Here is a 25,535-nt window from a genome sequence, read left to right as displayed (position 1 = left end):
GCCAGCTTTCGCTTATTGCTCAAAAGCTAAATCATGAGGCTGAACATGGATATAGCTGCTTATTCATGTGAAAATTTAATCCTTTACACAAGTAAAAAACAACACGCATTTCACCAAAAGACTTTGGAGCAACACGTGTTGTTTCATTATTCAGTAATAGTCAATGGTACTAAGAATGGATAACTGCCAAAAAATTCGATCAACGATTTATTTTTACGATCGGTATTTAGCTTCAGACTACTTGACTCATCCTGTAAATTCTGTTCGATTGTCACCGTCTGATTGCCGTCTAACGCGATCAGGTAACTATTTTCATCAATCTTTTTGAAGTCATAGTTTTCGTTATTCATAGTAGTGATAAAGATTCTGTCCAGCACATCAACTGGTGTCTTATGATGAAGATCTACTGTCAGATCTAGTGGCTTGCTATTATCTAAAAGATTGTCATCAAATTCGAATCCTAGCTCTTTCATATGTGCCATGACATCATTCATTTCACGACTGAACATTGAATTTTGTCCGCTAGTGTAAATATACTTGTTATAGCAATCTCTCAATAACGTCAAAACAGCTTCATCTAAAACAGTGACTTTCATCGTTTCTGGGTAAACTTGCATTAGTTTGATCTTTTCATTGCGGAATTTACCGTCAGAGGTCGGCATCATGAAACTAAAGTTGATAACATTCTCATTAGTTAAGCGATAGGAAAGATTGAAATGCTTGCTTTCCCAAGTTGAAAAATCATTTGTTGAAAGGTAAAGTCCATAATTTTCTAATGGCTTAATCAACTCAAAGGTAATGTATTCCAATAAAGCGCCCTTTGCGATCGCCGAAATCGAAAACTCTTCCTTCAAATAGATTTTACGGAAGTAATCCAACAATGTCGGAAAATCTGATTCCATTAACACCTTTCGGAATTTTAAATCAGCAATTTCTTTTTCTGCATCATCGATTAAGCGAAGTAAATCCTGATAGTTTTCACTGCGATTATCATAATAATTTAGGGAAGAATCACTAACAGGTTTGTTTTGAGGCGTTGCCTTAAAGGTTTCAACGGATTCCTCCGTCGGCTCATCATCGGGGTGAAGAATTTCTTTCTCGCGAATATTCAAGCCTGGTTCTTCAGACTCGACCAGTGCATCGTAAATCTGATTGATTTTATTTTTTTCTTCAGTCATTTATTCTGCCCCCCTGTTTAAGAAATCCTTGATAAAAATTTCAAGTGCGGCATCCATTTCTTCCAAACCGCCGAACCTTTTTTTAATCAAGCGCAGCTCTTTCAATGCAATTGCTTGTTCTAACTCGATTCTGGCAATTTTGTTCTCTAACGCAATCTTTTGTGACTCTCCAGATAGCTGATCGCCAACAAAAGGAGTCCATTCGCTTCGCTGTCTTTTTAGTTCCTTTAGCTTGTCATCGATTACTTCGATTTCTTCTTCGATTTTTTTGCGATTCATAAAGCTTTTCGTTTCTTCAAGCTCAGCCTTGAGTTTTTCCTGATGTGCAATCTTGCCATTTATCTCACGAAGCTCTGATTGAGCGGCAATTGTTTTTGCATCAAAATCATCCTGTTGGTTTTGAAGTTGCAATAGTTGTTCTTTATATTCACCATTCATGACCTTTTCCCATTGTTCACGAATCTCAGGCAATATTTTAATAGTTGGTTGTGTAGCATCGACTTGCAGCACCGACCGGTCTCGATAGTAACTGCCAATCTGATAATTTATCAAAATCGGTGAGACGACATCTCGCATGATCATAAATGGGAACGTCCTCTGAATTTCTTGATCCAATTTGCTTGTCAAAAAATTATCGATTTCATGATTTGCGTTACTGGATTGTTGAATTGAAGCTGGCAATTCATTCCAATAGATCTGGTAAACATCGCCCATACGTTCTTCTTTCATAGCTTCTTCCAACCGTTTGATCTGCCCCATCAACCCACCTAACACATCGGAAGCAGATTCCTTCACTGAATCAAATGATGTTTCAGTTTGAAGTTCTTCCTGTTTCTCTGGAGTCTCCATCTAAGACCCTCCTTCATTTTTAATAGTTAACTATATAATAAATATTACCATAATTATTATTGATACTATTCATTGTGAGAGAAAATATCTAAATATTTCCTTTAGAATCAGAAACCACTCCTCTATTTTACCCTAGCCGAGAGATAATGATAAGCATAAACTGTTGACGTACGTAAAAAAAGATTGTGTCAGACTTAAAAAATGACACAATCTTTTTAATTAATTTGTTAATCCGCTGAAGAAATCTTTAATTTGCTGCCATAAATTTGCAAAAAATCCTTGATTATCTTCCAATGTACCTTTGAGTGAATCACCAAACTTTCCTAGTTGATCAGAGACTTTATTGACCGTTCCTTTAAAATCATCGCTAATTTTATCTAGTTGTTGAATGGATTCCTTGTCTAATACGCCGTCGGTTGTTTGATACTGTTGTGCAAGAGCTACTAATTTGTTGACATCATCTTTCGTTACATATTGGGAAAGATTATTTTTTTCCAATGCATCATTGACAATTTTTTCAACATCTTCTTTCGTCGCCAACTCATTTTGTTTTTCCTTAAGCTCAGCCAATTCCTTTTTAATATCTACTAACGTCTGGTTCAATTGTGCCTTATAGGCTTCATCAGCCTTTTCTTTTTCGCTGTCCGACAGGTTTTGATTTTGACTTTGCTCATTGGCTTTATTGACAACCGATTGTGAAACATCAGAAGTTGTGTCTAATTCGGTCTGTGCTAATTGAGCTCTTTCAGGATCAACAGTCTCGCCATTTGACTCAAACGCTTTATACACACCTGTCAAAGCACTTTCCCCTGTCACTTTTACCACACTAGCAACTTTAACTGTCGCATCAGTAATACCCGCTGTAACTAAAGGATTTTTATATTGATCTGCGGTAATTTGCGTAATATTTTGCGGAGTTAAGATGTTGACATTGATCCCTTTTCCCTGATCTTCTCGATTCACAACTACTGAACTCAACATGACACTATCATCACCGCTGCCGTAGCCTAAATATTTTACTAAATCAGCGCCAGTTGCTTTTTCCATCTTTACGCTGTCTTGATTGATTCCCAATTTATCCATCGTTTCGTTTAATTGTTGCTGATTCAAGCCTGCCCCGGCAACAAATGTTGGTTTTCCCCAACGCTCATTAATTGCTCCATCATTAGTCTCCGCGTGGACTTTAGAACTGCCGATCAATCCAGCACCTATTGAGAGTCCTATACCTGCTAATAAAATATATTTATGAAATTTCATAACAATGCCTCCTGTTTCTTGATAGTCTTATTTTAGCTGATTTACTTCTGTTTACTAACTCAGAACCCTTTTGTTTAAATAATAATTTACCAAACTAAGAATCTCTTAAGCTTTTTATCAGTCTTAAGTTGGAGGTAAAAGTGAATTTCACATGATATAGAAAAAACTTCCCAACAAAAGCTGTTGAGAAGTTTTTGAGAATTACTTTTCTTTTGTCGTAAAATGGATCTTACCTTGATCATCACGTTCCAAGTAAGTTACTTCCTTTAGGTAGCTGAAATGTAGTTCTTTGATGCTGTTATCCTCCAACATCGTCTCGTAACCTTCAAAAATTGCTCGAATGTATTGTTTGTATGCTTGCTTTTTTCGTTGTCGCTTGTTCATAAGACACCGTCCTTCTTGGTTATCTTACCAATCTACGGCTTTTCAGACAAGTATTTTATTGATATGTTTGACTTAAATAGGTCAATAACTCTTTGGATAGATCTGTTGCGGAGGTTCCTTCAGGCTTATTCTCAAGGAACTCAACCACTGAGTAATTCTGTTTCTCGGAATCAAAAGCATATAAGAAACTATTTTCTTGTCCCTTTTCATCTTGCTTTTGTTTGATTTCTGCGGTGCCTGTTTTTGCAGCTAAAGGAATATTTAGCTCAGCCAGGCTGTGGGCCGTTCCATTTTCATCACTGACCACCGCCTGCATATCAGCAGTAATCGTTTCAGCTGAGCTGGCTTTAATAACTTCTTTTTCATTCTTTGTCTCTCTGTCAGCAATCAACTTAGGATAAACCATCGTTCCTTTATTAGGAAAGACGGAATAGGCAGTGATCTGCTGGATTGGATTAAGTAATAATTGTCCTTGTCCATAGCCGGTATCCGCTAATAAGATTTCTGAGTCAAAACTGTCCTTGCTAGAAATTTGTGCTTTATTCATTGCAATCGGTAGATCCAGTTCCTTACCAAAAATAAATTTGTTTAATCCATCTCGGAAAGTTTTTTCACCCATTTTCAATGTCTCTTGCGCCATATAAATATTGTCAGAATAGACTAATGCAGTCCTTAAGTTGACTGGACTAACATCTGAGACACGCGTCACCTGATAGGAACCCCAAGAGCTATCCTTTTGCCATTTCAAACCGTTAATTGCCAACTCCTCGTTCGGATTCAGTGTACCGGCATCCAAGCCAATCGCAGCAGTAATCGTTTTAAAGGTTGAGCCTGGCGCATACCCATTTGCGAAACGACTCATAAAGGGCTGATTTTTATCATTGCTATAAGCTTCGTACTCAGACTGACTAATACCATTCGTCATTTTATTTGGATCAAAACTTGGTGAACTTGCTGCCACTAATAGCTCACCAGTTTTTGGAGCCATCACCACACTTGAACCAGCTTGTCCGTTCAAACTGTTATAAGCGATTTGCTGAGCGCGACTGTCAATTGTTAATTTGACATTTTCACCATCTTTTTTGTCGATCTTCTGCAAGACCTTTTTCTCATTTCCTTTACTATCAGTAATAGCTAGTGATCCGCCATCTTTACCTCGTAGCTGCTTATCCAGAGCCATTTCTAATCCGCTACGACCAATCAAGCTATCGCTAGCAAGTTCACTGTTTTTCTTCATATCCTCGGCAGTCACTTTGCCTACATATCCAATTAGTTGTGCTGCTGCTTCTTTTAGAGGATACGTACGACCAGTTACTTCTTTGACTTCTAACCCTTCTGGTGTTTCCTTCGGTGCATCTGCGGTAGTTTTTAATGGTACAAAGAAATCATCTTGGACCCATCCCTGTGCTAAAGCGGAATCCACATCTTTAGCAGTAATATCTAAACTTTTAGCAATCGCCTCGATTTTAGCCGTCCGTTCTTCTCCAGAGCCAAGATTTTTGGGAACGATTCCCGATTGGTAAACTGTTCCATTCGTGGCAATACCTTGACCGCTACGATCTAAAATCTCCCCGCGAGTCGCTGGATCAACCGCGTAATTGACCTTATCCTTTCCAGACATTCCAGGAAAAATCAAATTCGGTTTCCAATTGATCTCTTTTCCAGCATCTGTTAATGTGCCAGAGTATTTTTGGTTACTTATTTTCCCAAAGCCCGTATTCACTGATAACTTGTAGCTAAATCGATAGGTGCCGTCTTTCTTATCTACCGTCAAATCAGTCATTTTGATATTCGACGCACTGATACCAGAGAAGATTGATTGATACTTTTCGGCTACTTGTTTTTTTGAATAGCCGCTCGCCTTCACTGAATCAGCATTTAGATTTTTGGTGATATCTTGATAGTTCTCTTTTTGCAAGCTTTTAACAAAGGCCTTGACGGTTGCCTCTCCTTGTTTTTTTACTTGACTCGCTTGATAAGCGCGAACACCAAAGAAACCAGCCACCAGTAAAATTATGATCCCAACAATAATAATTGGCAGTTGCTTATTAGTTTGTTTTTTTGTACGTGTACTTCTCTCCATACAGGATTCCCTCCCTAGCTTCTTTCGTCCAGTTTCTTTATACTATAAAAAAGGACGTGTTAATTATGAATCATTGTTACCTATTCATCGGACCAAGTGGTTCAGGAAAAACCAGCTTGGCTGAAAAAGCCTTCGCTCCTGAACAAAAAGTTATTTCGTATACGACACGCCCCCCACGTGAAGGTGAGGAACATGGTCGTGACTACTATTTTGTATCAAAAAAGAAATTCAAGCAAATGGTCAATGATGACCAATTTGCGGAATACGATGTTTATGATGAAGAGTTTTACGGCATTGCTAAATCAACTTTGCGAGAAGCCCTAACTGCCGGTAATTGCTATGATCCGATAACCACAACCGGTTTTATCAATCTACATCGGATTTTTGGTGATCAAATGGTTCCTATTTGGATCAATATTTCGCAAGAAACAATGATCGCCCGTCTTGAAAAAAGAGCAACACCTGAAGAATTAGAGCGCCGTTTAGCAATTTTTCAAGAGGATGTAGAAAGTCTTGAACGATTAAAAAAATTTCCCAATCTGATTATCATCAATGGTGAAGCTACGCTAGAGGAAATGCTGCTTCAATTACGTCAAGCTCTGGATTAATTGAAATGCTTTGCGTTCTCCGTGCTCAAATGGGAAACAGATCATTCCACAATAAACAAACCCTAATTTCTTGATCAAATTCAACATTGGCTGATTAGCGGGGTAGGTATCGATCCGAATGTCTTCAAAGCCTAAAAGCAAAGCCTGCTGAATGGCTGAATTTAGCAATTTTTCCCCTAATCCCAGTCCACGATAATTTTGACTGACTGCGACATGATGCAATGCTACATAAGGTCCATTACTCTGCCATGTCCCATCGATTGCTTCATAGACAGGATCTTTTTCAGCAATCAGCGCAACCGTTCCGACGATCTCACCTTTAAGAGTCAGCACATAGCTGGCTTTTTTTCGTATATCTTCGCGAATCACCCCTTCGTGAGGCTCGTGACCATTTTGCCACTGGGGTGATCCTTGATCCTTCAAATATTGTTTAGCCTGATTGATAATGGTACCAATCTCTGGAATATCCTCATAGGTGCTCAACCGAAAATCAAAATCCTGTTCCTCCAGATCGCTAGTTTTTGCTTCATTGCCAAAGGTTAAGATCGTTTCCGCATCTTTTTTACCCAGAATGCCTCCTATGACTTCTCCCATTTGTTTGGCTTGTCTGACAATAAAATCTTCATCTTCATATCCCATTATTTTTTCCATCCTCTCTGCCAATGATCCCCATGTTCTAAAAAGGCTCCAACCAACTCCAAATGATGTGCCAATGACCATTTCTTGATTGTCCCCAATCCGGGAAATTTTCGCGTTTCTTGGTAGTGTAGTAATTCTTTTAAACCAAGAGTCAGTAATAGCTGATCCTGATTACGAAAATACCATTCAGACAATTTCTCTAATGCTTCGAAAAATTTCCCACTTTGATCCTGCGCGGATTCATTACTATCAGATACAAAATGTTTCACTCTAAGATTAAAGTACGCATCAAAATAGCTAATATGAATGGCAATCGCGCGACTTGGACCACCTTTATCAAAATAATGACTGCCCTCAATTGTGTAATCGCTAAATCCCTTTGAATCAGGTGCTAAATAAAGATGCTCATCGCTATAAAAATCATCTATCTTTTCAGCATAATTAGCAACATTTTTTTTCGCTTGAAAAGCTTCTCTAAGCAAAATTTTATTAGGTACATCTAAAACTCTGAATCTTCCCTGATCTGGGATGACTGTCAGTGCACTGTTTGGGATGGCTAAATCTTTCACTTTACGCGAAGAATGTGCGTTAAATATATAAAGTTCAGCCTCAAAAGGAGCTTCTTTTGCCACGATTTCCGCCATTTTTACGCTGGAATCCGTACTCACTTTCCATTCAAAACGTTTTTCAGTAAAAAGCTTGGCTGTGCCTACTTGAGGATTTGTGATTAAATAGCAAACAAGCTTCTTTTGATCAAACAATTCAATCGTCTTTTTTAATGTAGGTGAATCACGAACAGGTTCGATAATCGGCCGAATTTTTTTCGACCAGCGTACTTCTTTAATTAAAGTATTAACCGCAAGCAGGTCAAATTGCTTGCCACGTAAATAGGGATAATACATAGGCTCACTCCAATGGCTCTGTCGAACGACGCCGAACCTGTCTTTGCTGACGTAAAAAGTCATAATCTTGCTCTAATGCTCGTAATTCTTCTTCTAAACTTTCGATGCGAGCTGCTTGCACATCTTCAATGAAGCGCTGATAGTAATTATTTTCCTGTAGGCTGTCCTTTTCATCCAAGCGTCGCCGCAACTCTTTATAAAGCTGTTCTGTCGAAAAAAAGCTTGTGCCATATGACATGCGCTTCGCTTTTTGGACCTCGCGAAACAGCGAAGCCATGAACCGTTGAGTAAGAGCTGTTTTTTCAACTTGCAAGGCTCTTTTTACTGGTTTCTTTGCAACAAAGAACGTGCCATCAGCAGGAAGTTCATCCGCCTGTGTGTATGGTCGGTAAACTAAAACGCCAATCTCACTTGGAATGTCCTCCAGTACCTTCAAATACAATTCTTCCGTTAAAACAAAATAATTGTAATGCCCAATAAAAGAAAGTTTTGCCTTTGAATAAAAATCAGCTCTTGTCACCTTAAGCTCATAGCAACGCCACTCTGTAGTATCTGGTTTAAAAAAACAAGCTAGTGTATCGACAATTCCTTGATCATCTGGCATTGTGACTTCTTCAACGACGATGCCACCAAGTTCAATACAATAATAATAAAGTGCCTTCTCGATTTCTTGTGTTAATGTTGTTTTCATCTTCTCACCATGGGAACGTATTTTCGTAAACTTTAGCATAATTGTACTAAAAAAAACAGAGGTTGCCCTCTGTTTTAAATAAAATATGAAAGATCACTAGCTGGACTTGGATAGGCGAAGATAAATTTTTCAATTTCTTCATGTGTCATTTTCTTTGTTAAAGCGATCAAGAGATAATTGATGACTTCATCTGCTAATTGACTTAAACAAGTTATAGCAGCGATTTTATCTTCTTCATCATAGACAAACTTGATTTTTGCCCCTTGATCGTTGATTCGCTGATAAGTGTACCAGCTGGACAAATCCATTGTTTGTGAATGGTATTTTTCCGGATGAGCAGTAAGCTCTCTTTCGCTTATCCCTAATCTTGCAAGACGTTGATCTCCAAAAACGATCGTCGGAATTAATGGATATTTGATCGCTTCAGCGGAGTCCGCCATAGCTTTGACAACATAACCTGCTTCAAAACTTGCTACAGGAGTCAGTTTTGGTTGACTCTTCGCTACAACATCTCCGCAAGCAAAAATATTTTTTTGTGTGGTACGTAAATGATCATCAACTTTTATTCCTTTTTTATCATAAGTAACACCGGCTTTTTCTAAATTCAAAGCCTCCACGTTTGGTATTCGACCAGTGGCACCGAAAACTCTGTCAGTGATCAGTTCAAAATCTTCACCCGTGATACGATATTGCGGATGATTCAAATCAATTGCTTTTGTATTTACATTAAAGTGAAAATGAACGCCCTCTGATTTCATATGCTCTACTAAAGCTGTCACCAGTTCTTGATCAAATTCTTTCAATGGACGATCATTGTGATGAATAATATGAACCTCTGATCCAGCAGCACTAGCAATCACGGCCAATTCGAAAGCAATATACCCTGCACCGATAAAAGCAATTTTTTCAGGTAAATGTTCTAAAGCTAAAAAATCCGTACTGCTTTGCAGCAAGTGCTGTCCATCAATCGGCAACACAGATGGCCTTTGGCCTGTTGCAATCAAAAATTGATCAGATGCTAAAATTTTATCATTAACGATGATTTGATGAGCATCAATAAAACTGGCCTGACCTGTATAACGATCAATTTCAGCTGCATCTATGCCATCTTTAGTATTTTGCGGAACACTGTCTGTATAGCTTCTCTTAAAGGTCATCAAATCTTCCCAAATGATTTTAGGTGTTTGTTCAAAGCCTTTGCCAACCATTGTCTCAATTCGTTTTTGCGCCTCTACTCCGCTCATCAGCATTTTTTTAGGGTCACAGCCACGATTAGGGCAAGTACCTCCCCATAGATCCGATTCAATAATTGCTACTTTTCTTCCCTGCTCCTTGAAACCGTAAGCAGCGGAATTTCCAGCAGGACCGCTGCCAATTACAATCACATCATATTTTTCCATTGTTAGTCCTCCATATTCTCATGCCGCATACCATTTTATTTCACTCAAACTTAAAAGGTGTCGTAATATATTATTAGCCGGCTTCTTGACTTAAATAACGGAACACATCGCTCCGATTAATGATGCCAATTATTTTGCCGTTTTGCTTCATTGCAAAAGCATCATGCTCGGCTAATAGATCAAAGACTTCGCTCAAGCTGGTATTAATAGATAATGCTAATAACTCAGAGGCTGCTGTTTCTGATTTTTGATAAAAGCCGCCATTATATAAGACTTCTAATGTTTGTGTATACACTTCATCCGTTGTTTCATCAAAGAATTCTTCCACAAATTGATTGGCTGGATGTTTTTGAATCTCTTCAGGTGTATCACACTGAATTAATTTCCCTTCATGCATGACCGCGATTCGACTGCCGATCTTCATTGCTTCCTTCATATTATGAGTCACGAAGATTACGGTATTACCTAACTTTTGATGCAATTCTAATACAAGGTCTTGAAGACTTGCGCGTGAAATTGGATCAAGTGCGCTAAACGGTTCATCCATTAAGACAATGTCCGGCTCTGATGCCAGCGCACGAATGATTCCGATCCGCTGTTGTTGACCGCCTGAGAGCTCGCTTGGCATCCGATCTCTAAATTGATCAGGATCCATATCAACCTCCCTCAATAGTTGGTCAACACGTTTATTGCGTCGTTCCTTATCCCAGCCGAGCATGTCAGGAATGACTTCAATGTTTTCCTTAACACTCATGGTAGGAAATAAAGCAATCTGCTGTAAAACATAGCCAATCTGCCAGCGTAGCTTCTGAATATTGTAATCTTTGATTCGTTTTTCTTTAAAGTAGAGATTCCCGTCGGTCGGTTCAATCAAACCATTGATCATTTTTAGCGAAGTCGTTTTTCCACTTCCTGAAGGACCAACTAAGACAAAAATTTCTCCTTTTTTCACTTGGAAGTTCAAATCCTTTAAGACAACATTGCCTTCGAACTCCTTGCTTACATCTTTAAATTCAATAATTGATTCCATTTATTTCTCCTCCCCAATGATTTTTTCTTTCACCAAGAAGTCATGAGCAACTTTAGCTGGCTGTTCCTTTTTCACATTCACTAGATAGTTCATTTCGATCATTTGATCTTCAGTAATCTTGCCTGCCAAACGATTCAAGGCTTTGACAATGTCGGGATGTTTATCAGCAAACTCCTTCTTCATCAATGCAGCACCTTGGTATGGTGGGAAAAGATGAAGATCATCCTCTAAGGTCACCAGATCATATTGCTTGATCTCACTATCCGTTGAGTATGCATCAATCACATCGACGTCACCATTATTGATTGCTTGATAACGCAGTGCAGGTTCCATACTTTGAACCGAACTTAATTTCACGCCATATTTATCTTGAATTCCACGATAACCGTCTTGACGATCAATAAATTCCAAAGTAAAGCCAGCTTTCAATTGATCTTGTTGTCCCTGCAATTGAGAAATTTTAGTGATTCCACGTTTTTCTGCTTCACTTTTCTTCATCGCTAAAGCATACGTATTTTCATAATCCATGGGTTTTAATAAACGCATATCAAATTGCGAAGCTAGTAATTTGTTTGCTTCTTTGTACGTCTTTTCTGGTGATAAATTATCCGGCGTGCTTTTAGGAACCTTGACTAAGCTTTCTAAAACAGTACCTGTAAATTCAGGATAAATATCGATTTGATCACTTTTCACCGCGCTAAATAAGAAACTGGTTTTTCCAAAATTAGGCTTTAATTCCACATTGATCGAGGAATCTTCATCCTTGATAACTTCCTTATACATATTGATTAAAATGTCTGGTTCAGAACCTAATTTCCCGGCAATTGTTACTGTCTCACTGCCAATTGGATTGTTTTGAGCGAAAAAGATTCCGCCAATGCTCAAACAAATAACTCCAAGAGTGATCAGCGTTACTTTCCCGCTTCGATTTTGTAGAAAACGGATCAAGGTACTGAAAATGATGGCTAGTAAAGCGGAGCTGATGGCCCCAATTAACGTCAAGTTTGGATCGTTACGGTCGATTCCCAGCAAAATGAAAGTACCGAGGCCGCCTGCTCCAATCAAGGCGGCCAATGTTGCAGTACCGATGATTAAGACCAAGGCAGTCCGAACTCCGGAAATAATGACTGGCATCGCCATAGGTAATTCAACTCGCATCAATTTTCGCATGCGTGACATTCCGAAAGCATCAGCCGCCTCTTCAATTGATGGATCAATCTCAGCCAATCCAATATAAGTATTTTGAAAAATCGGCAATAATGCATAAACTACTAGGGCGATCAAGGCGGGAACTGTACCAATTCCAACGAAGGGAATCAGCAACCCTAGTAATGCCAATGACGGAATTGTCTGTAAAATACTAGTAATTTGTAAAACGACCTCGGCTAATTTTTTTCGTTGACTCAATAATATCGCCAACGGAATCGCGATCACTATGGCAATCAACAGAGCGCTTAACGAGATGGCTAAATGCTCAAAGATCGCCGATAGCAGATCGTCTTTTCTTTCACTAAAGGTATTAATTAATTCATTCATAAAATATCCTTTCAAATTTATGACTTGTTCTCATTATAACTTAATCAAAAACGGAGACAAAAAGATCGGCTCGCTCAAAAAGTAGTATAATAATGATTGGAAATTATTCAGGAAATAATAGTTCTGATAAAACGAGAGAATGCCTAAGATTTGGCACAAGGAATGATGTTTAATAACTGTAACTGAATAATTTGAAAAAGAAAGAAGGAGAAAAATGAAATCAATTGATGAATTAAAACAAATTCAGCGTACAACCCAAGAAAAAACTTATTCTTATCTGAATTCTCACCATTATAATTGGTTTAAAGCAATAGATTTGAATTTATTGAATAGCGATGGCTTCACCAATTATTTTTTACGAATCAAACAAAATGAACCAGAAATTTTTGAGGAATTACAGGAAAAAGTACTGAATGCGACAATTACGAGCTTTAAACAAAATTTGTCTGATTCGGATAGTTTTGTTCTGGTGACCGCCTCCTGGGCAAATGGTTTTGTTCCTGAAAATGCTGAAGCAGCGATGCAGGACCTTGATCGTTATTTGAAACAATACACTATTCAAAAAGACCCCTTGATTGGAATCAATCAAATGAATGCAGATCTAAACCAAGTCTTGATGCAGCATCTTCCAAAAGTTCGGCGACAGGATCTGCGCTTGATTTATCGGCTGCTTTTATTAAAAGAAGCTTCGGAAAAAGACGTTCAGACTGAACTTTCGTCATTAAATGATCCTACTAAAATAAGAACTACGGCCGCTCTAAAACTTTTTCGAAGCCTCTAAAGTAAAAAGAAACGACATATGATGGTCGTTTCTTTTTTTCTTACTTTTCTGCCGAAGCTATCATCACATGCCACTGTTTTAGCTCATAGCGATAAAGTCCGCTTTGAATGACTGGGTCCGCGTCTGAAATGGCTTGCGCCTCTGCTAAATTTTCAGCTTCAAACACTACCATGGCTCCATCGATTATCTCCGTTGCCATATCGCCAAATACTCCAGCAGTTAGATAACGTCCCTTCGATAGTTGTTTTAAATAAGCTGCAGAATCTATCGCTACCTTTTCAATGACCGCGTCCTCACTATTTTTGAAGTCAATCCGAACAAATAACATCTTTCCCGATTTCATTTCATTATCCCCTTTCTATAATAAATAGTTATTTTCTTTATTGGCTGCCTGCAATCGGTGGAGCTCGTATGTAGCATAACCGTTAACAATTAAGGGTTCTTTTTGACAGATTGCTTCGGCTTCTTCATAGCTGTTTGCCTTCAGAATAAACATTCCAGCCATTCCTGGGTAACCCTTAAACGCTCCAGCTAGTTCGATTGTGCCTTCTTCATCCAGTTTTCTTAAGTTTTCGATATGCTCAGTAACTCCTGCCTTATTTAAACGGCGATATTCTTTGGTTTTCTTAATCAACATGACATATAGCCATTCCTCCATTAGTTCTCCTCCTTGTTATATTGCTGAGCAATTTTCAATGCTCGTTTTTTAACTTCTTCTCGCGCTTTTAATGGTTCAAGTATCTCTACATAAGGTCCAAATGAAAGTAAACGATGATACGTCCATTCGTTCAGTGGATACCTAACCGTCACTAAATAGCTATCATCCGAACATCGCTTCACTTCATCTTCATGAAACTCATCAAATAAACGATAAGCCATTTCTGGTAAAAATCGAAGCTTGAAAAATACGTATTCAGTATTGCAGTCAGAATGAGCTAAAGAAAAATCTTCAGGTAGCGTTCGGTCAAAATTTTGTTCTAAAACATGTATCCTTTTCATCCGGGACAATCGAAAAATTCGTATATCCTGTTTATCGTGACAATAGCCAATAATATACCAAGCATGGGACTTAAAGCTTAAACGAAGCGATTCCACTTTTCTTTCAGATCGTTGCAATTCAGAATTGAAATAATCGAAGGCTAGAATATATTTTTGAGTAATCGCTCGACGTAATTCAGAAATCGTGATTTTCTCGTCCTCACTGCTTCCCCAATAACTAAAATCAATTTCTAGCCAGTCATCAGCTGGCGTCTGATTAAAAAGTGCACCGATTTTCGTTAGCACTTGATCCGCGTCAGAGTAATTTGATGCTTGTAAAATCTGTAACCCCTGATAAATCTGTAATTGTTCCTCGGTCGTCAAAAACGATTCATTTAAGCTGTATCCATCCATCAATGAAATACCGCCTCCTGCGCCCTTTTTCGAAATAATAGGAATGTCAGACAAGCTCAGAGTTGTAATATCACGATAAATCGTTCGCCTAGAGACACCAAAGTAATCCGCCAATTCTTTTGCAGTAACTTGTTTTCGATTAACGATGTAAAAAATCATTCGTACTAATCGTTCAATCTGCATAATGCTCCTTCCTTTCGCTTAAAACTATACTAATACTAATGAGACAATAAGCTGTCATATTAAAAATAAAAAAACAGAAAAAACACTTTCAATCATGTTTTTTCTGTTTTATTTCAATCGAATAATCTCGCGCTCAATCAGTGCAAGGGAAAGTTTTAAGGCTTTAACTCGTTCCTTTGACAGCGTAATTTGGGCTTTCACATTTTTACCTGCAGTTTGCTTTTCCTCTAATGAAATGATTGCCTGCTCAATTTTATGCAGTGTTGAAGCTAGCGACTTCTTCGCAGCCAAATAATCGGCCAATTCATAATCTTCCAAGTGCATTCGCCTCCTTAGTTCAATTATAGCAAAAAAAATCTCCTCTCAAGAAAAGAGGAGACAAATTTCTAGATATATTAACGGATGCCTAGTGCAATTCGCGCGTAACGACTCATTTTATCCGTTGTCCACGCTGGGTACCAAACAAGTTTTACTTCTACATTGGTAACTTCAGGAATCTCAGCCAATGCTGATTGGATATTGTCAGTCAGGATATCTGCTAACGGACAGCCCATAGTGGTCAAAGTCATCTTGATGACAGTATTCCCAGTCTGTTCGAAATCTACTTCATAGATTAAGCCAAGGTTAACGATATCGATACCTAACTCAGGGTCAATCACTGACTCTAAAGCAGTCAAAATAGTTTCTTTAATTTCAGCTATTTCTGCATCGGTCCATTTTTGTGTGTTCTCTTCCACCTGCTCCACTCCTTTCGAGTTTCAAGAAGTATTTTACTCTATCTTGATGCTTTTGTAAATGAGAATTGAAGCCTGTTCATTCTCATTTAAGAATTGTTACTTACTATTTTGTGACTTCTTCAATTGAAGTTGTTCATCTTGTGTTAAGAAAGTCCCGACAACCGAATCTGTAGCTACGATATTAGTGAAGGACTGAGGGTCAACATCTGCAACTACCTGCTTCAATGCATATAATTCATAACGGGTAAAAACAATCATAATCATTTCTCGTTCACTAGAACTGAACCCTCCACGTGCTTGAATGACAGTCATTCCTCGTAGAAGTTCAGTATTTAAAGCCGCCCGCATGTCAGCGCTTTTACTTGTTGTAATAAAAGCAGTCATTTTTTGGTGACTAGTATGAACATAATCGACAACCGTACTCATAGTAAAAATCGTAATGATCGTATATAAGGCGCTTTCCCAGGTGAAAAAGAAGCCTGCAACAACCACGATGACACCATTTAAAAGCATCATATAATTTCCGACAGTTCGGCCAGTCGTTTTTGATAAAAGCAATGAAACGATATCCAGTCCGCCTGTTGTAAAACCAAATTTTAACGATAATCCAGCGCCGATTCCCAACAATACACCACCAGTGATCGCATTCATCAATACATTATCCGTGACTTGACCAGTAGGAACAATCGTCGTAAAGAACGACATCGCAATCACATTGGCGAAACTTAAAATCATTGCTGACTTTCCTAATTTAATAAACCCTAAAATGAATACTGGAACATTTAGAAGAAAGATTAAAATCCCAGTATCAATGGATAAACCAACATTTGAGAGCAAATGCTCTACGATTTGGGCAATCCCAGTCATACCCGCAGAAAAAACATTTGCTGGAATTAAGAAATAATTTAGTCCAACAGCACCGGTCAGACCTGTAAATAATATGACAAGGATTTTTTTTGTTAAATCCTTTGATGTATAATTAATAACCTTCTGCATCCATGATTCCCCTTTCATTTAAAACCTCTAATAGAATAACAGGTTCTCTCATCAATAATCAATCTTTTTCCATAATAGATTGGAGAATAATTATGGCTTTCTTAGCAATTTTTGATAAACTATAAGAAATGGATTGGAATGTCCAAATGTAGGATACACGGCATTCGAATCCTTAGGAAAAATAAGCAGCTAAAGCAAACAAGGAGGATGTCTATGGCTAAAGATGCAAGCTTTGATATTGTTTCGGAACTGAATAAAGAGGAAGTCAAAAACGGTGTGCAAATTGCGCTAAAAGAATTAAAGAATCGCTTTGATTTTAAAGGTAGTCTCTTTGACATTAAGCTAGAAGGAAATCAGTTAGTCATAAAGGCTGAAGACGAATACAAAGTGGAGCAAGTCAAGGACGTACTTTTCAGCAAACTAATTAAACGCGGTGTTCCTTTGAAGAACATTCAGTTTTCTGCTTCAGAACACGCGTTAGGCGGAAATGCTCGCCAAGCAGCAGAATTAGTAAATGGAATCGATAGAGAAAGTGCTAAAAAAATCACGACAGCGATCAAAAACAGCAAAATCAAAGTAAAAGCACAAATACAAGAAGACCGACTGCGAGTGACTGGAAAAAGCCGTGATGATCTGCAACAGGTCATTGCATTAGTAAAAGATATCGAACTACCGATTGACGTACAATTCATTAATTACCGTTAAAAACGGTTGTGACAGATGGGGGCAGCTTCACGAAATTTCGACTTATTTTTCAAAGAAACTATTTCTGGAACATACCTCAACATACCGCTTATTCAGAAAAAGGAGCTGTGACAAGTCTTTTGTCACAGCTCCTTTGCCTTATTTGAAGCTAATTGCTGGTTGTTAGGGAATTGTTTGGTATTTCGTTTGCGATATTTTTATCAATGATCAAGATTGAAGAGAATAAATTTATCGCTAGAATATTTATTCCCTTTCTTGCCAAAATTCGCGTGACGCATGTTCTACCTCTGTTGCTCCGTATACTATTTTTCGATCTGACCAGCTAACTGGCAACAGCTTTTGATAGTGTGGATTGGTATAACGCTGATCGAGTAACAAAATGATTCCTTGATCTTCCATTGTTCGAATCACACGACCAGCAGCTTGAATAACCTTGTTCATACCTGGTAACTGGTACGCATAGCTAAATCCTTGATTGCGTTTCTCATCGTAGTATTCTTTGATCAATTCTTGTTCATGGTTGACTTGTGGCAGTCCTACACCGACTACCACGGTTCCAATCAAACGTTCGCCAACTAAGTCAATTCCCTCTGAAAAAATCCCGCCTAACACGCAAAATCCAATCAGCGTTCTCTCAGGCTGATCGACAAATGCGGCCAAAAAATCCTCTCTTTCCGCCTCATTCAACTTTGAACCCTGAATCTGAATCGCATATTCTGGATAAACGTCGTGGAAATAATCTGCCACCTGGTCTAAGTATTGAAAGGATGGAAAGAAAACAAGATAGTTGCCTGTTTTTGTTTTTACCAATCGTTCTATAGACGCGGCAATTTTGGGAATACTTTGAGTGCGCATTTGATAGGTCGTTTGGATACTGGCATCTACCAAGACTAAACGATTTTCATTTGGAAAAGGACTTGGCAAACGATAGGTTAAACTATCCTCACCTCCGCCTAAAACCTCTTGATAATAATCTAGAGGTGAAAAACTAGCAGAAAATAAGATACTGCTACCGACCTTCTCCATTGTTTGCTCTAAAAACCAAGAAGGATCAATACAATACTCTTTTACAATCAAATCATAGCTCTTATGTTCAACGGTTGTTTGATAGTGATCGTCGTAGAATTCGCTCATCCGCGTGAAACGGATAATTTCAAAATAGACTGGCAGCATTTTCTGCTGCGCTGGATGATCGGGGTTTTCTGCCAGCCATTCCTTGATCTGTTCTTGTAATTTAAACAAACTATTGATCAAACTTTCAGGAGCAGCCTGCTGATGGTGATAGGCCTTGCCCTCTAGCGATTGATGGATTAGTTCAAACTCATTATCAACTCTGGTAAATGCTCTGTTCAATTTTTTAAAGGATTTATCTAAGTCTTTTTGCATCTGCGCGATATTTTCCCTAGAAATACTAGCCGAGTACATTTCTTTTGAACGATTGACTAGATTATGAGCTTCATCAACTAACACTAAATTTGTTTTATTCTCTTCTTCAAAGAAACGGCGCAAATAAACCGTTGGATCGAATAGATAATTATAATCACCAATGACCAAGTCACAAAAACGACTAATATCTAATGACAATTCAAAAGGACACAGCTCATGCTTTCGGGCGTATTTTTCAATGACTGGACGTGTATATTGATCATCATTGTTTAACATATCCCAAAGGCCGTCGTTGACCCGATCATAATATCCCTTCGCGAAGGGGCAATGCTCTGGTGTACAGTTGCGTTCTGTTAAAAAACAAATCTTGTCCTTGGCCGTCAATGTGACGCTTTTTACACGAGCGTCTTTTTTCGTGATTTTCGTGACTGTTTCTTCTGCTACCTGACGGGTAATAGTTTTAGCGGTTAGATAAAAAATCCGCTCGCCTAATTCTTCACCCATCGCCTTGAATGTCGGGAAAAGAGTTGACATGGTTTTGCCAGTTCCCGTCGGTGCTTCCACATACAGTTTTTGCTGGGCATGAATCGTTTTATAGACAGCCGCGGCCAACTCTCTTTGACCTGCTCGATAGGTATCGAATGGAAATGCTAGTGACTTTAACGAGTTATTACGTGTTTCTCGCCATTGCATTTGAAAAACTAGCCAGTTCTCATATCGCTCAATCAAGTCATTGAAAAAATCTGTCAGTTCTTCAAAGCTGAAGGTCCGAAGCTGACGCGTGATCTTTTCTTCCGTTGTTTGAAAATAGGTCAAACGCGTACCGATTTCCGTTAATTCTTCTTGCTCACTATAAATATAGGCATAAACCATCGCTTGATAGAAATAGAGATCGATAATTCCCGTCTCAAGCTCTTCAAAGGGGGTTTCCGAAGTTTTAATTTCATCAATAATTATTTTATCATCTTCTAAATAGATACCATCTGCTCGTCCTTCGATTTGAACGGCAGTTTCAGCAATCTCAAGTGGCTTTTTCAACCAAACCTCTTTTTGGTAGCCTTCGCCCGCTTCTTTTTGCAATTGACGATGAATTCGGGCGCCTTCTTGAGGTGTATGATTACTGTTTTTTCCTTCATCAATACTACCGCGACGCAAGATAAATTCAACGAGTTCGCGAATCGCTATTTTTTTGACTACCATACACTTACCTCATTCTTCGTTTCTATTCAATGATTCTCAAAATCATTTTGCTGTTTCACCATAGAAGATTTTCAATCACTCGTCAAGTTTTATTGATACTTCTTTTTTATCAATCGCTTTATATGGATAGAAATGAATATTGGAAGCTCTTGATTTAAATCCATACTCGTCACTCTCATTAAAATGATTCACAAAAAACCTGATTGAAATGTCAAAATCGGTCAGAGGAGCCGCAATTTTTTTACTTTTAAGGTATAATGAAGAAGGAATTCGTGATTCTAAGTTTATTGACACTCATTTTGAGTCAGCAATAGTGAATCGAATCAAGAAATATACTTTTAGTTTTCAGGGGGAAAATAAAAATAATGATTCAAATCGAAGGTTTTGTTACTGGAATCGCGCAAGAAAATTGCTACTTGATTCATAACGAACACAATTTATTGATCGTTGATCCTGGCTCAGAGGGGGATCGCTTGATTCAAGAAGTCAAACGCATTGGAAAAACTCCGCAAGCTATTCTTTTGACGCATACGCATTATGACCATATTGGTGCGGTTGAACAGCTGCGAAATAACTATGAGATACCAGTATATGTGAGTCCACTGGAACAACAATGGCTAGGCGATCCAATCTTAAATCTTTCTGGACTTGGGCGCCATGATAATATGCCCGACCTGATCGTTCAACCAGCGGAATACGAATTTGAAATGAAGGAGTATACAATTGGCGATATGACTTTTCAGGTTGTACCGACACCAGGACATTCGATTGGCAGCGTTAGCTTCATTTTTGATGATTTCGTGGTAGTTGGTGACGCGCTGTTCAAGGGAAGCATCGGACGCACGGATCTTTATACCGGCGATATGCAGCAATTGCTCTACAGTATCAAAACATATCTCTTCACTCTTCCGCGGGAATTGCCAGCTTATCCAGGGCATGGGCCTGCAACGACGATCGGTCATGAGATCGATACGAATCCTTTCTTTAACTAATCAACTTTTTGGAGGTTTTAAATATGGCAGAAACAAATCTTTATATTGTTCGACATGGTAAAACAATGTTCAATACGTTGGCTCGAGTGCAGGGCTGGTGTGACACTCCCCTTACTCAGAGCGGGCGTGACGGCATTCACTATGTTGGTTTGGGCTTGCAAGACACGAAGTTTGAAGAAGCTTATTCCAGCGATTCGGGTCGAGCAATCGAAACCATGCGCATTCTTTTGAGCGAACATCCTGACGGAAAAGATATTCCTTATCACGTTGATCCCCGTATTCGGGAATGGTGCTTTGGTTCTTTAGAAGGTGGTTTTGATGCAGAGATGTGGGGTGTTTTACCACGAGTATTGAACTTCAAGACTGAAGATGAGCTTTTTGCAACTGAAGTAACTTTTGAGGAAATCGCCAATGCCGTTTTCGCTGCTGATACAGCAAACTGGGCAGAGCCTTATGAAAAGCTGCGTGATCGTGTATGGCAAGGTTTTGAAGATATTGCTCAACATCGGGAAAAGCAAGGTGGCGGAAATGTCCTCATCGTTTCTCATGGGTTGACGATTGCTTTCTTATTAAGCTTAATCGATTCAAAGCAGCCGGTTCGTGCAAACCTGCTTAACGGCAGTATCAATCGTTTGCGTTACGAGAATGGAGAATTCTCCATCCGCGCAATCAATGATATCAGTTATATGGAACGCGGAAAAACCATCTCAGATCAAATTGACGAATAGAAATTGGAACTGTCGATATCTTATCGGCAGTTTTTTTCTTATAAAAAGCTTAGCCTTTTTTCGATGGTCTTTTTAAAGGTGAAACGGTATACTAATGATTGTTATTAATTTGAAAGGACGTAAACTATGCTTATTGCCAATATTTTTAAAGCAATTATTCTTGGGATCGTCGAAGGGATTACCGAATGGTTGCCAATTTCTTCCACGGGTCATTTGATTTTAGCAGATGAGTTCATCAAGATGAATATGAGCGCTGCTTTTACTGAAATGTTCAATGTTGTAATTCAGTTAGGCGCTATTTTAGCTGTGGTGGTTTTATATTTCAATAAACTCAACCCCTTCTCATCTAGTAAATCGCATCAGGAAAGAAATGATACTTGGACATTATGGTTCAAAGTAATTATCGCCTGTTTGCCTGCTGCGGTGATTGGATTGCCGCTAGATGATTTTTTAGAGGCCCATTTTCACAAATTCTTACCAGTAGCGATCATGCTGATCGTTTATGGGATCGCCTTTATTGTTGTTGAAAGACACAATAAAACAAAAACACCTAAATGTACCAATTTAAATGATTTTACCTATAAAGCTGCATTGATTGTTGGAGCCTTTCAGCTGCTATCCTTGATTCCCGGAACTTCACGTTCTGGAGCAACGATTTTAGGGGCTATCATTATCGGAAGCTCACGCTTTGTAGCAACGGAATTTTCTTTCTTCTTAGGTATTCCAGTAATGTTTGGTGCTAGTGGATTAAAAATCGTCAAATTCTTGTTGAATGGAAATAGCTTTGGTATTTCAGAAATCGTTGTTTTATTAGTCGGTATGGTGACTGCCTTTGTTGTTTCGATCATTGCTATCAAATTCTTGTTGGATTATATTAAACGAAATGATTTTACCGTTTTTGGCTGGTATCGAATCGTTCTAGGAATCATCTTGATCGGCTATTGGCTGATTGCTATGTAGTATCTAAAATGAATACAAAAAAAGTTCCAGGCTTGAAACATTGAGCTTGGAACTTTTTTTGATTTATTAATTAAACATCGTATTTAATGTGAAATCATTTGCCTATTTCTATTTGCATAGTGATTTCTCAACAAGGTTAATAATACTAATTATAAATTGGAAACAAAAAGAAAATTTTCTTCACATCGTTGATATGATAGCTTTCACTAGCTTAATTACTAATGATAGTCATTCTCAAATCTAATTGATAATTACTTTCGTTCTCAATTAGCGGATTTTATTATCATTTATCTAGGCTGCTGTGTTACTATAATGGTGAGGATAGCTAGTGAATTAATTTCACAGCTTACAAATACGAAAGGAGGAAAAGTGATGAGTAAAAAAGAACGAAATGCTTTTCTCTCTACCCTTTTCTGTTTAGTTTTTTTAATTATTGGAAAAATGCTGATTGCGCTTTCCCAATCAATCTATCCGCTCTTTTTTGTCTTGGCGATCATTAGCGGTGGTTGGAAACAGACCTATGAAGGACTCAGTGAATTAATTCATGAACGTACGTTGAATGTCGATTTATTAATGGCGTTAGCCGCAATCGGTGCCTGTTTAATTGGAAACTGGTTTGAAGGAGCGATGCTGACCTTTATCTTCTGTTTAAGCGGTGCTTTGGAGGAATACGCTACTAACAAAAGTACTAAGGAAATCACAGCTTTGATGAATGTAGCTCCAAATGAGGCGATAAAAATCGTCGATGAAAAACACATTACGATTCCTGTCGAAGAATTAGCCATTGGTGATTTTGTTTTCGTACCAAAGGGCCAAGCAATCCCGATAGACGGTCGCATGCTATCTTCTTCTTCAATTGACGAGTCAGCAATTTCGGGAGAATCTGTTCCCGTAGAAAAATCCGTAAATGATGATGCCTTCAGCGGAACGATTAATCTAGGTCAGGCTTTTACATTAGAAGTGACCAAAACCAGCGATGATACCTTGTTTGCCCAGATTCTGAAATTAGTTGAAAACGCTCAAAATGAACAAAGTGCTACTGCAACGTTCATTGAAAAAATTGAGAACGTTTATGTGAAGATCGTTCTGATCGCAGTTCCTTTAATGATTCTATTGACTCACTTTGCGCTTGGTTGGAGTTTTACAGAAAGCTTCTATCGCGGAATGGTGCTGTTAGTGGTTGCTTCACCTTGTGCTTTGGTAGCCTCTGCTACTCCGGCGACACTTGCAGCGATCTCCAATGGTGCAAAAAAAGGCATCCTGTTCAAATCCGGAAAAACCCTTGAAAAATTAGCTGAATTGCGAGCAATCTCCTTTGATAAGACGGGAACATTGACCCAAGGAAAACCAAGAGTAACAGATTACAAAACATTTTCTGATGAACCTGTCATCCCACAATTATTTTACTCGATGGAACGACAATCTACTCATCCATTAGCCGTTGCAATTACCAATTTCTTTAAGGATGAAAAAACGCTGGAACTACAGGTGGAAGAAAAGGCCGGTTTCGGGTTACAAACTACCTATCGCGGCGAGACCTGGCAATTAGGAAAACCAATGAAGAATCAGCAGCATCCCCTCGTTGAACAATGGCACAACGAAGGTAAAACAGTCGTTGTTCTTAGTAAAAATGAAGAAATCGTTGCGCTTCTGGCCTTGATGGATTTGCCTAAACCATTTACCTCTGAAGTAATCTCCTACTTTCAGGAACAAGCAGTCGAAACAGTAATGCTTACTGGTGATAATCTTGGAGCAGCGAAATATGTCGCTCAACAGTTAGGCTTAAATGATTATCACGGCGGCTGTCTCCCTGCTGATAAAACCGAGCTTGTAAAGCAGCAGCAAAAAGAATATACCATCAATGCGATGGTTGGCGATGGGATTAATGATGCCCCTGCTCTCGCCACTGCTAGTATAGGAATTGCCATGGGAGAAGGAACAGATGTGGCAATGGAAGTTTCTGACATGGTTTTAATGAAAAATGATTTGACTAAACTGATGTACAGTCATCGTTTAGCGAAGAAAATGAGACGAATCGTTCGGCAGAATATTATCTTCTCTTTATGTGTAATCGTCTTGTTAATTGCTAGTAATTTTCTTCAATTTCTCACCCTTCCTTTAGGAGTCGTGGGACATGAAGGAAGCACCATTTTAGTGATTCTAAATGGACTACGAATGCTGATGCCATTAAAGGAACCTGTCAGCTTGGATGAAACAAGATGCAGCTCTTGCCCGCTTTATAAGGCAGAACATTAGAAAGAAGCAGAATCGATTCCGATTCTGCTTCTTTTGAGCCCTGCACTTTGTAAATCATGACCAGAAACTAACATAAAACAATTTCCTTTATTTTCTGTTAAGGAAAAAAACTTGTCACGATTTTATTGCATTAAAAAGCGGCTTTATGTATAATGAGTAATGTTGAATTGTACGGTATTAACCGTATAAGACTGAATTCGGAGGTGAAATCCATGCCAAACATTGAATCTGCAATCAAACGTGTCCGCACTAGCGAAGCTGCTAACGCTAAAAACTCATCACAAATGAGCGCAATGCGTACTACTGTTAAGAAATTCGAAGAAGCTGTTGCTGCTGGCGCTGAAAATATGAACGACCTTTACAAAGAAGCTGCTAAAGCAATCGATATGGCTGAATCAAAAGGTTTGATCCACAAAAACAAAGCAAACCGTGATAAAGCACGTCTTGCTAAAAAATTAGCTAAATAATAAAAACCGATCGTTTGATCGGTTTTTTTATTTGTTCTTATAAAGATGAGGTTGTGACAGAAGTGGTCAGCTTCAAGAAATAAGAAGGAATTTCCGAAAATTGTTTCTCAAATTTTTGTGAAATTTCGGCTTATTTCCGAATGCTAGTTCTGCTTAGTGAAACTTAGCAGTAACTGTATGCGGAGCTTGCGTAGA

At 38.5% G+C, this 25,535-nt stretch carries 26 protein-coding genes; 8 read left to right on the top strand and 18 right to left on the bottom strand.

Translation table 11 applies throughout. The features are described from left to right. Positions 1-146 precede the first annotated feature (146 nt). From AUF14_RS05870 to pbp4, 5 genes are all read right to left on the bottom strand, one after another. On the bottom strand, positions 147-1,178 hold the full coding sequence (locus AUF14_RS05870; protein ID WP_049221604.1) for a hypothetical protein: 1,032 nt from the start codon (positions 1,176-1,178) through the stop codon (positions 147-149). Further along, positions 1,179-2,027, bottom strand: a complete 849-nt coding sequence (locus tag AUF14_RS05865; protein WP_016180267.1) for a hypothetical protein — start codon at positions 2,025-2,027, stop codon at positions 1,179-1,181. It lies immediately after the preceding gene. A gap of 219 nt (positions 2,028-2,246) precedes the next feature. After that, the gene (locus AUF14_RS05860) at positions 2,247-3,284 is read right to left on the bottom strand and encodes a DUF1002 domain-containing protein (protein ID WP_082158538.1); all 1,038 of its coding nucleotides are present in this window, start codon (positions 3,282-3,284) and stop codon (positions 2,247-2,249) included. 201 nt (positions 3,285-3,485) lie between these two features. Further along, on the bottom strand, positions 3,486-3,668 hold the full coding sequence (locus AUF14_RS05855) for a hypothetical protein (protein ID WP_016180269.1): 183 nt from the start codon (positions 3,666-3,668) through the stop codon (positions 3,486-3,488). A gap of 55 nt (positions 3,669-3,723) precedes the next feature. Beyond that, positions 3,724-5,751, bottom strand: a complete 2,028-nt coding sequence (gene pbp4, locus AUF14_RS05850; RefSeq protein ID WP_049221606.1) for a penicillin-binding protein PBP4(5) — start codon at positions 5,749-5,751, stop codon at positions 3,724-3,726. A 65-nt stretch (positions 5,752-5,816) separates the two neighbouring features. On the opposite strand from pbp4, the gene AUF14_RS05845 reads away from it, so the two are divergent. Further along, on the top strand, positions 5,817-6,359 hold the full coding sequence (locus tag AUF14_RS05845; protein ID WP_049221609.1) for a guanylate kinase: 543 nt from the start codon (positions 5,817-5,819) through the stop codon (positions 6,357-6,359). Here AUF14_RS05845 and AUF14_RS05840 read toward each other — a convergent pair. The 6 genes from AUF14_RS05840 to AUF14_RS05815 all read right to left on the bottom strand — a co-directional run bounded on the left by AUF14_RS05840 (position 6,339) and on the right by AUF14_RS05815 (position 12,557). Continuing rightward, positions 6,339-6,998, bottom strand: a complete 660-nt coding sequence (locus AUF14_RS05840) for a GNAT family N-acetyltransferase (RefSeq protein ID WP_049221613.1) — start codon at positions 6,996-6,998, stop codon at positions 6,339-6,341. The genes AUF14_RS05845 and AUF14_RS05840 overlap by 21 nt on opposite strands. After that, positions 6,998-7,900 (bottom strand): sce7725 family protein, encoded by a 903-nt coding sequence (locus AUF14_RS05835; protein ID WP_049221616.1) that lies wholly within the window; start codon positions 7,898-7,900, stop codon positions 6,998-7,000. Before AUF14_RS05835 ends, AUF14_RS05840 begins: the two co-directional genes overlap by 1 nt. A 4-nt stretch (positions 7,901-7,904) precedes the next feature. After that, complete coding sequence (locus tag AUF14_RS05830; RefSeq protein WP_049221619.1) at positions 7,905-8,591, bottom strand: hypothetical protein; 687 nt, start codon at positions 8,589-8,591, stop codon at positions 7,905-7,907. Between the two features lie 74 nt (positions 8,592-8,665). Then, complete coding sequence (locus AUF14_RS05825) at positions 8,666-9,991, bottom strand: dihydrolipoyl dehydrogenase family protein (RefSeq protein ID WP_102865941.1); 1,326 nt, start codon at positions 9,989-9,991, stop codon at positions 8,666-8,668. A 73-nt stretch (positions 9,992-10,064) separates the two neighbouring features. Then, positions 10,065-11,021: an ABC transporter ATP-binding protein gene (locus tag AUF14_RS05820; protein ID WP_049221626.1), complete on the bottom strand. Its 957-nt coding sequence runs from the start codon at positions 11,019-11,021 to the stop codon at positions 10,065-10,067. Next, on the bottom strand, positions 11,022-12,557 hold the full coding sequence (locus AUF14_RS05815) for an ABC transporter permease/substrate-binding protein (protein WP_049221629.1): 1,536 nt from the start codon (positions 12,555-12,557) through the stop codon (positions 11,022-11,024). It lies immediately after the preceding gene. A 214-nt stretch (positions 12,558-12,771) separates the two neighbouring features. On the opposite strand from AUF14_RS05815, the gene AUF14_RS05810 reads away from it, so the two are divergent. After that, the gene (locus tag AUF14_RS05810; protein WP_049221632.1) at positions 12,772-13,338 is read left to right on the top strand and encodes a hypothetical protein; all 567 of its coding nucleotides are present in this window, start codon (positions 12,772-12,774) and stop codon (positions 13,336-13,338) included. A gap of 40 nt (positions 13,339-13,378) precedes the next feature. On the opposite strand, the gene AUF14_RS05805 is transcribed toward AUF14_RS05810, so the two are convergent. The 6 genes from AUF14_RS05805 to AUF14_RS05780 all read right to left on the bottom strand — a co-directional run bounded on the left by AUF14_RS05805 (position 13,379) and on the right by AUF14_RS05780 (position 16,646). Next, positions 13,379-13,681 (bottom strand): YciI family protein, encoded by a 303-nt coding sequence (locus tag AUF14_RS05805; RefSeq protein WP_016180279.1) that lies wholly within the window; start codon positions 13,679-13,681, stop codon positions 13,379-13,381. Between the two features lie 15 nt (positions 13,682-13,696). After that, complete coding sequence (locus tag AUF14_RS05800; RefSeq protein WP_016180280.1) at positions 13,697-13,996, bottom strand: YciI family protein; 300 nt, start codon at positions 13,994-13,996, stop codon at positions 13,697-13,699. Then, positions 13,996-14,913 (bottom strand): helix-turn-helix transcriptional regulator, encoded by a 918-nt coding sequence (locus AUF14_RS05795; RefSeq protein ID WP_049221635.1) that lies wholly within the window; start codon positions 14,911-14,913, stop codon positions 13,996-13,998. Before AUF14_RS05795 ends, AUF14_RS05800 begins: the two co-directional genes overlap by 1 nt. A gap of 108 nt (positions 14,914-15,021) precedes the next feature. Then, entirely contained in the window at positions 15,022-15,237 is a 216-nt protein-coding gene (locus AUF14_RS05790) for a hypothetical protein (protein WP_016180282.1), read from the bottom strand. Between the two features lie 71 nt (positions 15,238-15,308). Continuing rightward, complete coding sequence (locus AUF14_RS05785; RefSeq protein WP_016180283.1) at positions 15,309-15,650, bottom strand: metal-sulfur cluster assembly factor; 342 nt, start codon at positions 15,648-15,650, stop codon at positions 15,309-15,311. Between the two features lie 96 nt (positions 15,651-15,746). Next, positions 15,747-16,646, bottom strand: a complete 900-nt coding sequence (locus AUF14_RS05780; RefSeq protein WP_048721417.1) for a YitT family protein — start codon at positions 16,644-16,646, stop codon at positions 15,747-15,749. Positions 16,647-16,859: 213 nt separating this feature from the next. Between AUF14_RS05780 and AUF14_RS05775 the strand changes: the two genes are divergently transcribed. After that, positions 16,860-17,351 carry a YajQ family cyclic di-GMP-binding protein gene (locus AUF14_RS05775; RefSeq protein WP_016180285.1) on the top strand — a complete coding sequence of 164 codons (492 nt, stop codon included), beginning with the start codon at positions 16,860-16,862 and terminating at the stop codon, positions 17,349-17,351. A gap of 243 nt (positions 17,352-17,594) precedes the next feature. On the opposite strand, the gene AUF14_RS05770 is transcribed toward AUF14_RS05775, so the two are convergent. Continuing rightward, the gene (locus AUF14_RS05770; protein ID WP_016180286.1) at positions 17,595-19,937 is read right to left on the bottom strand and encodes a helicase C-terminal domain-containing protein; all 2,343 of its coding nucleotides are present in this window, start codon (positions 19,935-19,937) and stop codon (positions 17,595-17,597) included. A gap of 365 nt (positions 19,938-20,302) precedes the next feature. Between AUF14_RS05770 and AUF14_RS05765 the strand changes: the two genes are divergently transcribed. From AUF14_RS05765 to rpsT, 5 genes are all read left to right on the top strand, one after another. Further along, positions 20,303-20,929, top strand: a complete 627-nt coding sequence (locus AUF14_RS05765; protein WP_016180287.1) for an MBL fold metallo-hydrolase — start codon at positions 20,303-20,305, stop codon at positions 20,927-20,929. A gap of 23 nt (positions 20,930-20,952) precedes the next feature. Continuing rightward, positions 20,953-21,657 carry a histidine phosphatase family protein gene (locus tag AUF14_RS05760; RefSeq protein ID WP_016180288.1) on the top strand — a complete coding sequence of 235 codons (705 nt, stop codon included), beginning with the start codon at positions 20,953-20,955 and terminating at the stop codon, positions 21,655-21,657. A 126-nt stretch (positions 21,658-21,783) separates the two neighbouring features. After that, on the top strand, positions 21,784-22,617 hold the full coding sequence (locus AUF14_RS05755) for an undecaprenyl-diphosphate phosphatase (protein WP_016180289.1): 834 nt from the start codon (positions 21,784-21,786) through the stop codon (positions 22,615-22,617). Positions 22,618-22,989: 372 nt separating this feature from the next. Continuing rightward, positions 22,990-24,873: a heavy metal translocating P-type ATPase gene (locus tag AUF14_RS05750; RefSeq protein ID WP_049221637.1), complete on the top strand. Its 1,884-nt coding sequence runs from the start codon at positions 22,990-22,992 to the stop codon at positions 24,871-24,873. A gap of 212 nt (positions 24,874-25,085) precedes the next feature. Beyond that, positions 25,086-25,340 carry a 30S ribosomal protein S20 gene (gene rpsT / locus AUF14_RS05745; RefSeq protein WP_016180291.1) on the top strand — a complete coding sequence of 85 codons (255 nt, stop codon included), beginning with the start codon at positions 25,086-25,088 and terminating at the stop codon, positions 25,338-25,340. Positions 25,341-25,535 lie beyond the last annotated feature (195 nt).

This window comes from Enterococcus avium, assembly GCF_002891025.1.
In the GTDB taxonomy this organism is placed as follows: Bacteria; Bacillota; Bacilli; order Lactobacillales; family Enterococcaceae; genus Enterococcus_A; species Enterococcus_A avium.
Note: the sequence above shows the minus strand (reverse complement) of the source record. Positions and strands in the feature narration are given on the sequence as shown.